Annotated in this window: 12 protein-coding genes; 7 read left to right on the plus strand and 5 right to left on the minus strand. The window is 57.4% G+C overall.

What is annotated here, in order from left to right; translation table 11 throughout:
• The first annotated feature begins 341 nt into the window (after positions 1 to 341).
• Both FOM02_RS35965 and FOM02_RS35970 read left to right on the plus strand, forming a co-directional pair.
• On the plus strand, positions 342 to 818 hold the full coding sequence (locus tag FOM02_RS35965; RefSeq protein ID WP_071917732.1) for an Lrp/AsnC family transcriptional regulator: 477 nt from the start codon (positions 342 to 344) through the stop codon (positions 816 to 818).
• A 106-nt stretch (positions 819 to 924) separates the two neighbouring features.
• Positions 925 to 1,062: a hypothetical protein gene (locus tag FOM02_RS35970; protein ID WP_265440801.1), complete on the plus strand. Its 138-nt coding sequence runs from the start codon at positions 925 to 927 to the stop codon at positions 1,060 to 1,062.
• A 141-nt stretch (positions 1,063 to 1,203) separates the two neighbouring features.
• Here FOM02_RS35970 and FOM02_RS35975 read toward each other — a convergent pair whose 3' ends face one another.
• The 5 genes from FOM02_RS35975 to FOM02_RS35995 form a co-directional block, all read right to left on the minus strand.
• Positions 1,204 to 2,010: a polysaccharide deacetylase family protein gene (locus FOM02_RS35975; protein WP_416207734.1), complete on the minus strand. Its 807-nt coding sequence runs from the start codon at positions 2,008 to 2,010 to the stop codon at positions 1,204 to 1,206.
• 118 nt (positions 2,011 to 2,128) lie between these two features.
• Entirely contained in the window at positions 2,129 to 2,398 is a 270-nt protein-coding gene (locus FOM02_RS35980; RefSeq protein WP_265440803.1) for a hypothetical protein, read from the minus strand.
• Positions 2,399 to 2,419: 21 nt separating this feature from the next.
• Positions 2,420 to 2,914: an IS66 family insertion sequence element accessory protein TnpB gene (locus tag FOM02_RS35985; RefSeq protein ID WP_265440804.1), complete on the minus strand. Its 495-nt coding sequence runs from the start codon at positions 2,912 to 2,914 to the stop codon at positions 2,420 to 2,422.
• A 221-nt stretch (positions 2,915 to 3,135) separates the two neighbouring features.
• Positions 3,136 to 4,818, minus strand: a complete 1,683-nt coding sequence (locus FOM02_RS35990) for an MFS transporter (protein WP_265440805.1) — start codon at positions 4,816 to 4,818, stop codon at positions 3,136 to 3,138.
• A 599-nt stretch (positions 4,819 to 5,417) separates the two neighbouring features.
• The gene (locus FOM02_RS35995) at positions 5,418 to 5,891 is read right to left on the minus strand and encodes an Lrp/AsnC family transcriptional regulator (protein WP_168859343.1); all 474 of its coding nucleotides are present in this window, start codon (positions 5,889 to 5,891) and stop codon (positions 5,418 to 5,420) included.
• Between the two features lie 539 nt (positions 5,892 to 6,430).
• On the opposite strand from FOM02_RS35995, the gene FOM02_RS36000 reads away from it, so the two are divergent.
• From FOM02_RS36000 to FOM02_RS36020, 5 genes are all read left to right on the plus strand, one after another.
• Positions 6,431 to 7,834, plus strand: coding sequence for an aspartate aminotransferase family protein (locus FOM02_RS36000; RefSeq protein WP_265440806.1), 1,404 nt, complete (start codon positions 6,431 to 6,433; stop codon positions 7,832 to 7,834).
• A 246-nt stretch (positions 7,835 to 8,080) separates the two neighbouring features.
• Positions 8,081 to 9,520: an aldehyde dehydrogenase family protein gene (locus tag FOM02_RS36005; protein WP_265440807.1), complete on the plus strand. Its 1,440-nt coding sequence runs from the start codon at positions 8,081 to 8,083 to the stop codon at positions 9,518 to 9,520.
• A 241-nt stretch (positions 9,521 to 9,761) separates the two neighbouring features.
• On the plus strand, positions 9,762 to 11,045 hold the full coding sequence (locus FOM02_RS36010; RefSeq protein ID WP_265440808.1) for a methylaspartate ammonia-lyase: 1,284 nt from the start codon (positions 9,762 to 9,764) through the stop codon (positions 11,043 to 11,045).
• Positions 11,042 to 12,175, plus strand: coding sequence for a CaiB/BaiF CoA transferase family protein (locus FOM02_RS36015; protein ID WP_265440809.1), 1,134 nt, complete (start codon positions 11,042 to 11,044; stop codon positions 12,173 to 12,175). Before FOM02_RS36010 ends, FOM02_RS36015 begins: the two co-directional genes overlap by 4 nt.
• 584 nt (positions 12,176 to 12,759) lie before the next feature.
• On the plus strand, positions 12,760 to 13,389 hold the full coding sequence (locus FOM02_RS36020; RefSeq protein WP_322596925.1) for a hypothetical protein: 630 nt from the start codon (positions 12,760 to 12,762) through the stop codon (positions 13,387 to 13,389).
• The last annotated feature ends 32 nt before the right edge of the window (positions 13,390 to 13,421 follow it).

Consider the following 13,421-nt stretch of genomic DNA (forward strand, 5'->3'; position numbering starts at 1 on the left):
ACAATCCATACCGTGGCGCTACCGAGCTAAGCCTAACGGTCCAACCCCGAACCGTAGACTCGCAGATCACCTCGTCACCTGGTAGATGGCCACCGAACAGCGCTTATCGGTAACCGGCTCGCGGCTTAAGTCCTCTCTTGGCGTGCTCAATCCCGAGATGATTCTGACGATCACAACTTCAGCGGGACCAAGACGGGCTTCCTTGGAGCGGCCCGCGACGACTACTCTTGGGTCCGGAAAGCAGGCGACGTGTCGAAAACCGTTGCATTTCTTTATTATTCGGTCGATTTTCTGCATACCTGTGGCATTTATCGATGAGGTTCACCTCGGTGGTAGCAACTATGCGATACGATCGAATAGACGCCCGCATCCTCGAGATCGTGCAAAAGAACAACCGACTGACTTCCGATGTCATTGGCGAAATGGTCGGACTTTCCGCTACCGCGTGTCAGCGACGACTGAAGCGACTCCGCTCAGAAGGCATCATCGAGGCCGACATCTCGATCGTTTCGCCTAAGGCGGTTGGCAGACCCATTCAAATGCTACTGCTGGTAAGCCTGGAGCGGGAAAGTTCGGAAATAGTCGATAAGTTCAAGAAGGCCATCAAATCGTCTGCTGAAGTCGTGAATGGATTCTACGTTACTGGCGACGCGGACTTCCTTTTATACATTACTGCGCCCACCATGGAGGACTATGAGCAGTTCACCAGGCGGTTCTTCTATACGAACCCAAACATCAAGGCGGTCAAGACAATGGTCGTCGTAGACCGCGTAAAGGTAGGTTTCGCTGTCCCAGTTGAAGCCTCGTCGGAGGATTGACGAAAACTCCGATATCCACGCCTGCATCCAGGGGAAGTGTTGCAAACAGGAATGCAAGAGCTCGCAGAAATGCGCGACACTGCGGCGAATGACCATGGTGGGGTTGATGCAGATCGCCAGGGTCGTGGTCGACGCCGTCGGCGCGCAGGAGCAAAGGCATCGCCTCAATGTCCAAGGCGCCGATCGGATTCGTCGCGAAGTCGGTGTAGCTCTTTTCAAGTTCTGCCGCGCCGTTCGCAAGTAGAAAATGGTGAGCAGAAGCTCGCGGCTCGCCCCGATTGACCTAAGTCGGCGTGATCTTTCACCCCGACTATCTAGTCTGCTTTGTTCACGCCCCCGCGGTCCGCGCGACAAGGTGCGAATCGTTCGGTCGACCATGCGGGCATTAAGGGGGTTTAGCGTTGGTCACGGCCGGGGCAGCCGGAACCAGATGTACGATCCGATATTCGTTTTCGTGCAGGTAGCGCAAGAACGCTGGCATCATGGCGGCCGTTCGAGCCTGGGCGTCGTGCAGCAGTATGATTCCCTTTCTCGCGGTCGTTAGCCGCTCGATCAGATTCCGTAGTTCTTGATCTGGGGTTATATTTTCCCAATCGCTCGCCCAAAGGTCGGCACCGAACACGGCGATCCCGCGTGACTTCAAGTGGTCGAGCGCCGCAGGGGGCGAGTCGAAATAGGGAAACCGAAAGAAGTGTGTCGAGCGAGTTTTGATCGAGATGCCGTTGAGCGCCAGTTCATCGGCCGCAATGCCTCGATCGATATCTTCCCTAGCCTGTTCGAGCGGAATCTTCGACATCATGGGATGCGACCAGCTATGGTGCGCAACGGTGTGCCCCTGGGTGGCAATGCGCCGGACGAGCTCGGGGAATGCTGCGGAGGACCTGCCGACCAGGAAGAACGTGGCCCGCACGCATTCCTGCGCGAGCGCCGTCAGCACCTTTTCTGTATTCGGGGGCCGTGGCCCGTCATCGAAGGTGAGGACGACCTCATGGTCCGCCAGAGGAAGGGTTTTCGGAAAGCTTCCCAGCCCCACGCGCGGATAGGTCTTCGCATCGACAGCGAGCACGCGCGATGTGCCGAGCGCATACTGCCGCGGGCAGTTGGCGGAATTTGTCGCCGCGCTGCCGGCAAGCAACGCTGTCACAGCGCCGGCGAGCCGTGAAGCCAATCTGTGCACGCGCATGCTTGTCATTGCGCTCGGCGCGACCCTGGTTGTCCTGTGAACCCAGTGACGTGCCCGCAGGCTATTCGATGCCCGTCGCCGGATTACTGCGCATTGACGTATGCGGCGCGTAAAAACGTCGTCAGGCCTAAGCTGATGCGACGAAAGCGACGTCCATAACGTTGAACTCACTTAGGTGGATCCTCAGCACTTCGTAGAAAGTGCAATGGTGCCAAAGGATCTTGACCAGCTTGCCGATTGCCACGGACCACATAGAGGTCGCCGCCGTGCGGGTCTCGCGCGTGAACGCCTCCTGCACCAGCAAAGCCAGCGAGTTCATGCCGCGACCCTTATCGGTGTGGCCGGTCGCATCCACACCCGCACGCCCGACGCAGTGGGGATCATCACTGTCGTCCATCGGCCAGTGCGCGACCACGGCCTACAGCATTGCCGCGTCGACCGTAGCCGTGATCCGCATCCGAACCCCGGCAGCAAACTCGATCTCGATCAATCTGCCGCTGCTTGCCGGCGCGGCTGGACAAGGCGCCGGCGCTGATTGCGCGACCACCATCGCCGGTACGAAGTAAGGTTGATGAGCGGCATCCTTCGGCTCAGGCCGAAGCGAGGCCATCGTAAAAGCAATGAGCGCGAAACAGCATGTTGCCGCGACTTGGCGCGGCGCCTGTAAACTCTCCAGGAGGATCTTGAGATTCTCGTCCTCGGAACAGCGCCGTCGCCGGCCCGTGTCCACCACTTCAAGCCTTTCCACCTGTGCACTGCGCCTATCGCTGTCCATATGGACAGACCCAACAACACGCTTCATTCGGCAAGGGGCCTTCACCGCACGGATACGGAACACAGACATCAAATACGCACCAAACCGGCACTCTCCTGCGCTAAAGCCGTCCGCGATGGGGTTGTGCCGGTCGTTCACAATCCTTCGCCAACCTAGCAGCGGTGCCGGACACGTTCACAGATGGTTGGCTTGTACCGGGATGTCGATTGAATACAACCGGCGAACCGGGCGTACCCGGTTTCCGACGTCTGAGCACACGTTCGCATTCGCATCAGGCTCTCTCGCTGCCGAGAACCTTGCAGCTGAGATTTTGGCCTCGGTCAGACGATAGATGTCCTGGCCCCAGCGGACGACTAGCGCTATCTGCCGCCACGTTTAGGATTATCGAGCGGCATTTCGGAGGCGGTGCGGTCGGGCACGTCTTCCTTCCATCGCACTGATCCGAACGGGCGCTCCAGCATGCGGCGGACGCGTACCGGGTCAGGGCCAACATGGAAAGCCGAAGCGCGCCGATCTAGCGCGCGCTCGGACTGAGTTGAGCGATTGCGCTGGCGCAAATAGTCTAGCCAAGTCGGGCAGTGATAGCGCTCGGTCCATAGTTCTGGGTCGGCGATGTCACGCGCAATCGACCAACCATAGGCCCCGTTGCGTTGCCGCAATAGCTGCACATTCTGCATGACGTTGTGAAAGGCACGCGCATTTTCCTGCGAGACGCGATATTCAATCTCGACTACCAGCGGGCCACTCCGCGCTGTGAGCGCTAGCCGTACCTCGGGATCGGCGAGCGACTCGGCGTCCTGGTCACTTGCCCTGATGGGGGGCATTCGAAGCCACAGCCCTAGGAGCGGAGAGAGTAGCATGAGTGTCGAGGAAGCCAGCAGCGCGACCTCAACACCGCCGCTATCCGTGAGGCGCCCCCAGCCCCAGCTGCCGATGGCAATCCCGCCCGAGATTGCAGCCTGATAGGCCGCAAGCGATCGACCAGCCACCCAACGCGGGGCGGAGAGCTGTACCGCAATGTTGAAGAGCGTCATCGTCATCGTCCACACCGCGCCTGCCAACAGCAGTGCGGCCGCGGTGATAATCGGGTTGTCGCTTAGGGCGACCGCAGCGATGGCGCTCCCCATGGACAGGGCGCAGGCACGCACCGCTGCCTCGCCACTCATTCGTTTGCGCACCTCGCCTATGAAGAGCGCTCCGACAACCGCTCCGAGACCGAAGGCGCCAAGTATGATGCCATAGGTCTGCGCACCTCCATGCAAGAGATCGCGCGCGATCAGCGGCATCAGCGCTGAAATCGAACCGCCTATCACACCGGTTAAGAACGTGCGCGTCAACACAATCTTGATGGACGGCGAGTTGGTAATATAGCGTACGCCTGAGACAATGGCGCGGCTCAGTTGTTCGCGCGGCAGCCGCGACGGCTCGGCGACACGCTTCCAGAGGAACAGCGCGACCAGCAGTGGCAGATAGAACCATGCGTTCAGCGCGAAGGCGGCAACTGCGCCCGCGGTCGCAACCACAATACCGCCGATTGCGGGCCCAAAGCTGCGCGCAATATTGTAACTGATCCCGTTGAGCGCAACCGCAGCTGGCAGCATGGCAGGCGGCACCTGCTCGCTGACAGAGGATTGCCAAGCCGGCCCCCTCAATGCCATGCCGCTGCCCATCACAAAGCAAAGCACCAGCATCATAAACGGCGTGGTGAAACCTGACCATTCGACTATGGTTAGCGCGACTGCGCCGAATAGCTCAATCGAGAGCGCAACCAGAGCCACGATGCGTCGGTCGTGCATGTCAGCGATAGCGCCGGCCGGCATCGCAATCAGCATGATCGGCAGCAGGAGCGCAGTCTGCACCAGCGCCACCTGATCCGCGGACGACGTCATCTGAGTCATTGACCAGGCCGCTCCGACGCCTTGCATCAGGATGCCGAGATTGGCGAGCAGGCTCGTGAACCAGACGCGTCGATACGTCGCAAAGCGTAATGGTGCGATGATCCCGTCGGAGCTGAATGTCTGCGCCCTGGATGGATCGATCATTCCCCTCGACCTCGCCCGTTCCTGCCTGATTTTCGCATCGGATCTGCTCGGTCGAGCTTGACCGCGACCAGCTGCGCAAGTGCGTTCCAAAGGCCGCTTAGTTTTGCGATTGAGAGCAGCGCCAAGTTCTCGAGCAAATCTGGTGAGGTGCCTGTCTCATCGCGCGCGCGAGATCCACCTCTCGCTCCGAACATCGAGAATGCCGAGTATTGCGAATTGCTTGGGCAGAGTAGGGCTATCATCCGCCTAAAGTGCCGCCATAAGAGTAGTATTGCTGCGGCCGAATTCGGCGCGTCTGCAGGGTTAGGCGCCTGAGCTGAAAAAAGCTTGTGCCGATCGGATAACGTTGTGAACGTGACATTGTGGTCACGGTTAGCCTATCTGAAATCGCAGTCCGTGTGTCGCATCGAACGAGATCCGGTGCTCGCTCGTTGAAGCTCGCTGCTAGTCGCGAATCTGAGGAAACTTCTCAAAGTATCGACAGTAAGGGAAAGTACAGCAGCGAGATTGCTGGTTTTTCGCTTTCTGCGCCAGTGAGCGGTGAAAAAGTGCACAAGCGCGCCACTTAGTGGAGCAAGATGCGCGCGGACTATCCTTGCTCAATCATCTGCGGCCTCAATTGGAATTGCAAAGCCGACCTTGACACGGTCGACAATAACCATCGTCTTAAAACCCTTGATGTTTGGATTTTCATAGAAGAAGCGACGGGTGAACTGCTCATAATCGTCCATGGTGCGCGCTGTGACGTACAGAACAAAATCAGCATCGCCGGTGACGTAAAATCCGTTTACGACTTCAGCTGACGATTTGATGGCCTTCTTGAATCGATCGATTATGTCTGTGCGCTCCCGCTCGAGGCTCACTAGCACGAGCATCTGAAGAGGCCTTCCTACAGCTTTTGGCGAGACGATCGAAACGTCCGCTTCAATGATGCCGTCTGAACGAAGCCGCTTAAGGCGTCGTTGACACGCAGTGGCAGAAAGCCCCGCCATCTCGCCAATCACCTCGGACGTCAGACGGTTGTTTTTTTGCACGATCTCGAGGATGCGGGCGTCTGTTCGATCATACTGCATAACTTCTCCAGTCTTCGGATGAATCGCCGCGCGAACTGCCTGTACGATGCAGGAAATCTTCTGAACGACAGGAGATACGACGCAAATATGTGCGTCACATCAGTATCCTGATTGCATAGGCATTTCAACAAAGGGGCGCATCGGATTTAACAGATGGTCGTTCAAACTATTCAGCAGCCGGCGCCCGCGCCGCCTGAACGAGTGGCGCTGCCCGGATGAAGCGTTGCGGTGCCTGTCGTGCTTGTTGGAGAGATTGATGACTTGCTACTTGAAAGTAGGAGCGTTCGGCGGGCGAGATGCCAATCGTCTCCGCGGTGATCAGCAGGAATGTCAGCGACCGGCGAAGAGTCGTTCGCTGGGCTCGCTGCCCTGAGTATGTGGGGCGACGCCGGCGGGTCGACGGGCCACTTGCGTAAATGAAAGTCCATTTGCTTTCATCGATCTAGGTAGATGAAAGCGGTTAGACTCAACGTGCGGTCTCGTTGAGCTAAAATAGTCTGCTTTGCGAAACTGGCAGCTTGAAAAGAGAGTGGTGCACAATGGCAATCAATATCAAAGAAATCAGCGAAAAAGACAAAAACAGCGTCTTGCATCCCTTCACGCATCTTAAGGAATTCGCGACCGGTAAGCTTGGCGAGCCGACGATCATCGAAACTGGCAGGGGTATCCGTATTCAGGATGCCAACGGGAATCAGCTCATCGACGGCTTTGCCGGCATGTACTGCGTCAATGTTGGTTATGGCCGAACCGAAGTGGCTGAAGCCATCTCGCGTCAGGCCTACCGCCTTGCGTACTACCACTGCTACGCAGCGCACACCACGGACGAGCTCGCGACCCTCTCCGATCGTCTTGTTAAGATGGCGCCAGGAACGATGAGTAAGGTGTTCTACGGCATGTCCGGTTCGGATGCCAATGAGACACAGGCCAAGCTCGTCTGGTATTACAACAATCTTCGGGGTAAGCCCAACAAGAAGAAGATCATCGCGCGAGAGCGTGGTTATCACGGTTGCAGCGTGCTTTCCGGTTCGATGACCGGGATGAGCTTCTACCATGACTATATGGATCTCCCGCTGCCGCAGATCGTGCGCACGGGCGCTCCGCATTACTATTGGGGCTGCAATCCTGAGGAGACCGAGCGCGAATTCTCGGCCCGTCGCGCCGGTGAGCTCGATCGACTCATCGAGCGCCTTGGTCCGGAGAACGTGGGCGCTTTCATTGCCGAGCCGGTGCTTGGCACGGGAGGTATCACGCCGCCCCCGGCGGGCTACTGGGACGCGATCCAGGCCGTGCTCAAGAAGCACGACGTTCTTTTGATCGCCGACGAGGTGATCACGGGCTTCGGCCGCACTGGCTCGATGTTCGGCTCGGAGCACTACGGAATTGAGCCGGATCTGATAACGATCGCGAAGGGGCTGACTTCGGGCTACTTCCCGCTCTCCGCCGCGATCGTCGGTGACAAGGTCTACAAAGTGTTGGAAGACGGTGCGGACAAAGTTGGCGCATTTTCGCACGGCTACACCTATTCGGGTCACCCCATCGGTGCCGCAACTGCAAACGCGGTTCTTGACATCGTGGAACGAGAGAACCTTCCTGCCAATGCGCGCGAAGTCGGCGCCTATTTCCAAGCCCAGCTCAAGGAGAAGTTCGCGCAGTTGCCCATCGTTGGTGAAGTGCGTGGGGTCGGACTGATGGGAGCCATCGAGTTCGTTGCCGATCGCGATAAGAAGAGGCGGTTTGATGCGTCTCTCAAGGTCGGTGCGCGCGTTTCCAAAGCGGCCCGCGATAGGGGGCTTATTGCCCGCCCCATGCCGCATGGGGACATCCTTGGCTTTGCCCCGCCGCTCGTCACCACGAAGGCGGAAGTTGATGAAATTGTTTCGATTGCTGAAAGTGCCGTGCGTTCAGTGATGGATGAGCTCGTGCGAGGCGGTGAGAAAATCTAGAAAATAGTGGCCGCATACCTCGGTCACTCCTTTCGCAGCTCGCCCGCACTGAAAGCCGATATGCGACCAGCATCCGGATGTCGGGCGCATACACGCCCGAGGTCATGGGCTGCTCGGTCATTATAATCGGCTACGGGAATGGCCGGGCTAACAGCCCGGATTGCAACCTTGAATACCATCCAAGCAGCAACTTTGGCATCAAACGAGTAACGACTCAAACCCTGAACGGCAGAGCGGCGACCACGTATGTCCAATAGCATAGACTACAAACTCTTTATCAACGGTGCGTGGCGCTTAGGCAGCAACGGCGCTGATCTGCCCCTTCTCAATCCTTCCAACGGGCACGAGTTCGGGCGTGTTGCTGTCGCCTCGGCAACGGATCTCGACGATGCGTTGACCTCTGCACACGCGGGTCTGCTGCAGTGGTCGAATACCCCGGCCGAAGAACGAGGGGCGCTTCTCATTCGCGCAGCCCGGATCCTAAAAGGAAGAGTCGATAATGCGGCGGCAGCACTTTCGACCGAACAAGGCAAGACCGTGGCCGAAGCGAAGGGAGAATATGCCCGCGCAGTCGAGATGCTCGAATGGAATGGTACGCACGCAGAGAAAACGTCGGCTCCATATTCGATAGACGAGAAAAGGATCATCGTACCAGAACCGATTGGTGTGGTAGCCGCATTCACGCCCTGGAATTACCCGGCAGTCCTCAACGCCCGAAAGCTTGGCGCGTCTATCGCGGCCGGCTGCTCGGTCATCCTGAAAGCGGCAGAGGAAACTCCAAGCGCCGGTGTCTATATGATCGAAGCCTTACAGGAGGCGGGGATTCCACCGGGGGTTGTGAGTCTGGTCTTCGGAAATCCACCTATGATCTCTGAACACCTTCTTGCTTCGCCTTCTGTCCGAGCCGTGTCGTTCACTGGCTCTACACCCGTCGGCAAACAACTCGCGAAAATTGCCGCAGGAAATCTGCAGCGATGCGTTCTGGAGCTTGGCGGCCACTCGCCGGTCGTGGTTTTTGAAGACGCGGATCTTTCGAAGGCCGCTTGGGCGATATCGGAATACAAGTTTGAGTGCGCAGGCCAAAGCTGCAACGCGCCTAGTCGTATTCTAGTAGCGAGATCGATTTACAAGGAGTTTCTGGCGAGGCTTGTGCGCGCGGCAGAAAAGATCAGAGTTGGCGCTCCGGACGATGCTGAGACGGACATGGGGCCCATGGCGAATGCGAGACGCATTGAAGCCATGGAACGGCTGACGAAGGATGCTGTCGATCGCGGAGCGAAGATTGAAACCGGTGGTGCACGCATTGGTCGAGCGGGGTTTTATTGGGCTCCCACCATTCTAAGCAACGTGCACCCTGCGTCAAAGGTGCTTCGTGAAGAACCGTTTGGACCGATTCTTACTGTTGCCGCGTTTGACACAATTGAAGAAGCGATTGCAGAGGCGAATGATACCGAATATGGCCTTGCTTCGTATTTCTTCACCGAATCTCCGGAAATCCAGAAGCAAATGATCCGCAGACTTGTAGCAGGGGCTGTAAGCATGAACCACCTCAAGGGTGTGTCTGCCGATGCACCAAATGCCGGAGTCAAACAGAGCGGCTATGGGTACGAAGGTGGTGTGGAAGGCGTGAGGGCCTTCCAGAACCTGAAGCTCGTCAACGGTGTTAAAGCTGCTTCTCTCGCATGAAGCGACAAAATCCAGACGACACACGACCTGGCCGTGGACATGGCCCTAGAGTAGCAATCAAAGTGTTCTTCAGGCAAGAGTGGCTCGCAAGACTCAGATGTTTATCGGATTCGTCCATGCGCTGAAGCCAAGGCTGCTCGTAAATTCTACGGCCGATGTGGAATGGCGAGTGGAATGTCGTCGGCGACCATGAAGCCTGGGCTCTTCGGGATATGGCAGAACGCTTAGATTTGAGTGCGCAATGAAAAACTCTCCTACGATAAAAGACGTGATTCTGGCTCCCGGGAACGGAAGTTTCTTCTATGACGATCAAGCTGCAATACGCGCCGGCGTTTCTCAGGATGGGTTTCGCTATCTGGGCGCACCTCTGACGCAGGGTTTCACGACCATCCGCATGCCCTCGCGTTCGCTCAGCATCGGCCTCGTCCTGTCGAACGATACGATCGTGTGGGGCGATATGATGAACGTACAATATTCTGGCGCAGGCGGTCGCGACCCGCTTTTTCAGGTCGACAAGATCGAAGCGCTCACGAGATCTGTGGTGATTCCGCGGCTTCTCGCTTGTGACGCCTCCAATTTCGTTCGTGCCTGCGATCGTGTTCTCGCATTCCATGAGCACAAGCGCCTGCCGCTCGCCATTGAATATGGAGTGAGCCAAGCGTTGCTTCGGGCGACTGCGCATATTGCGCGGACAACACTGGCCGAAGTGATCTGCTCAGAGTATGATCTACCATTGCCTGAGAAGCCGGTCCCGATTTACGCTCAGAGCGGGGATGCCAGGGAAATTAACGTCGATAAGATGATCCTCAAGTCGGTGGATGTGCTTCCGCACGGCTTGATCAACTCACGTGAGAAGTTCGGTCCTTCCGGCGAGAGGTTTCGCGACTTCGTCAAATGGGTCGTTCAACGCACAAGGGAAATCGGCCGGCCGGGGTATCATCCTGTTCTGCATTTCGACGTCTACGGTTGGATCGGACTTGAGATTGGTATGCAGCCGCAGAAGATTGCGGATTTCATCGCGCGCGTTGCCGATGACGTGCCGGGATACCGAGTTAATATTGAATGTCCGGCGGACTATGGATCAACAGAAGCTCAGCTTGAGGAGTACGCCAAAATCGTGGCACTTCTCGACAGGCGTGGCACCGAAGCCCGGGTGGTTGTCGACGAGCAATGCAATACTCTTGACGACATCCGGCTCTTCGCCGAAGCGAAAGCAGCTCATCTCATTCAGATCAAGATGCCTGACGTGGGTTCGATCGCTGACTCTGCCAGGGCCGTGCTGGTCTGCAAGAAAAATGGGGTTGGGGCCTATGTCGGTGGTAGTTGCACGGAGACGGACCTGTCAGCCAGAGCCGCCGTCAATATTGCGGTGGCGACGCAGGCTGACATGATGCTCGCAAGACCCGGGATGGGCGTTGACGAGGGAATTTCAATCGTCGGAAACGAACAGAGCAGACTGCTTTCCATTCTTGCCTACCGCCGGTCGCAGAACTCCCGTCAGAATGTTGGGGGGGCGCCCGTATGAGGAAGGCACTCGAAGGCATTACCGTCGTTGCCGTCGAGCAGGCTGTAGCAGCGCCTTATGCGTCTTCCCGCCTCGCCGACGCTGGTGCGCGTGTCATTAAAGTCGAGCGTCCGGAGGGAGATTTTGCGCGGAATTACGACAAACTCGTTCAGGGCCAAAGTGCATATTTCGTTTGGTTGAATCGCGGAAAAGAAAGCATCTGCCTCGACCTCACGGTCGAGCAAGACCGTTCGGTTCTCGAAGCTATGATTGCTCAGGCTGATGTCTTCATTCAAAATCTGAAGCCCGGCAGCATCACAAAACTCGGATTCGGATCGGCGGATCTTCGGAAGCGCCATCCCCGTTTGATAACCTGTGACATCTCCGGATTCGGTGACGGCGGTGCTTTGTCGCATTTGAAAGCGTATGACTTGATCGTGCAAGCCGAGACCGGGCTTTGTGCGATCACCGGAACAGCGCAGGGCGCCGCGCGGGTCGGGGTCTCTGTATGTGACATTTCAGCTGGCATGACCGCTCTCAACGCCATCTTGCAGGCACTGCTTTTGAGAGAGCGAACCGGGGAAGGCACAGCTATTCAGGTGTCGCTGTTTGACGCCATCGCAGACTGGATGAATGTCCCGGTTCTTCAGTTTGTTTACAGCGGCTATCACACTTCGCGTGCGGGCGTGAATCATCCGTCTCTGGCGCCATATGGGGCGTACCGCTGTGCGGACGGCAAGGATGTCATCTTCTCCGTTCAAAACGATCGCGAATGGGTTAAGTTTTGCACCGAATTCCTGAAGCGGCCGGAACTCATCCGCCACCCCGATTTCGCTGACAACATGGACCGGCTCCGCAACAGGGCCAGTTTGGATGAGATCGTGGTAGATCGGTTTGTGCACATGTCGAGCCAGGAGGCGATGCGTGAGCTGGAAGCCGCTGGACTCGCATACGGACGGTTGAACCAGATAGAAGACGTAGCGAAGCATCCGCATCTTCGTCGAGTATTGCAGTCCACGCCGGCAGGCGATGTGCACGTGATCGCGCCGGGCGCAATTTTTGAGGGAGAAACAGCTCCGGTATTGCGACCTGTTCCAGCTCGGGGAGCTCATTCCGAAATATTGCGCAGGGAGTTTAGGCACTCCTCTTAATGGCGGCCGCGCCTGCTGCTTAGTCATTTCTCCACGCAATAAGCGAATGCTCTCAAAGCGCGCGTTCCTGCTAAAGTCGGGACGTACCGAAGTAGCTGATTGGACGGATCGAAATTGGCGAGTGACCACCATCTTTTGTCCGCGCAAGGGGCGGTCAGCGAGCCTGTCCATAGCCGATCAGCCAACCAGATATTCTCAATGGCGAAGAGACTTCGAGCGCCCAGACTTCGTTGTCCGTCGATCCAAGTTGATGGACAGCATGAATCTCAAGGCTGATGACTCGCAACGAATGAACTGGGCGCGGTACTTCGCGTAATCGCTCCCAGCGTCCGATTGTCTCTCGGGAGAGCTTCATCCAACTGACCTCCAATTGCAGCGAAGCACCACATATTTCGTTTCGGTGGCGAGTTTCGGCCGCAAAGCCCCCGATTCTAGAGGAATCCGGCATAAGCATCGTCTATACATGGGGCACTTCGCAGACCCTCGAGCTCTCCCCGACCGGCGTATCTGTGACATCTCAGGCCTCACGCTCTCTTGGAATACTGGACCTCGAACGCGGGCTGCCTCCCGGTGCGTCGCGGCCCATGCTGCCAGGCTCGCTGATCAATCCAACTACGTTCGATTTCCCGATCATACTAGAGACCGTAGCAGGGGCTTGGACTGATATCGTCCTCCCTGGCGACCCATCGCTTGACCCGGCCTGCATCTCAGCCGCCCGCCGGTTGATTGATCAGGGCGCCGTCGCAATAACCGCAAACTGCGGTTTCTTTATCCGACACCAAGCGGCCGTTGCTGCGGCTGTAAATGTTCCGGTGGCGTTGTCGAGCCTTCTTTTGATACCCAACTTGCTTCGTCAGCTGTCGCCAGCGGCCAAACTTGCGGTCCTGACTGCTGACTCGCGGCATTGTGGCGAGGACATGCTAGGCGTAGAGGATCCGGCCGAGCGCGCCAGAATCGTTGTAGAGGGCATCGAAGGTGGTAAGTACCTGGATGACGCGATGAAGCGTCCTTTACCACCGCCTGACGTCGACGCTCTTCAGACGGATGTCATGGCCTGCCTCAAGCGAGTTCATGACGCGCATCCCGACGTTGCAGCCATTCTGTGCGAATGCACGGCGTTCCCATTAGTCGCCCCATTGATGCGCCGCGCCACCAAACTGCCGGTCTACGACATCACGAACCTTTCGCGATTAATGATGAGTTCGATTACTTAGGGGCTAATGTTATCTGGCCTAACACGGTCTCG

This window comes from Bradyrhizobium sp. SEMIA (assembly GCF_014844175.1).
Classification (GTDB): domain Bacteria; phylum Pseudomonadota; class Alphaproteobacteria; order Rhizobiales; family Xanthobacteraceae; genus Bradyrhizobium; species Bradyrhizobium arachidis.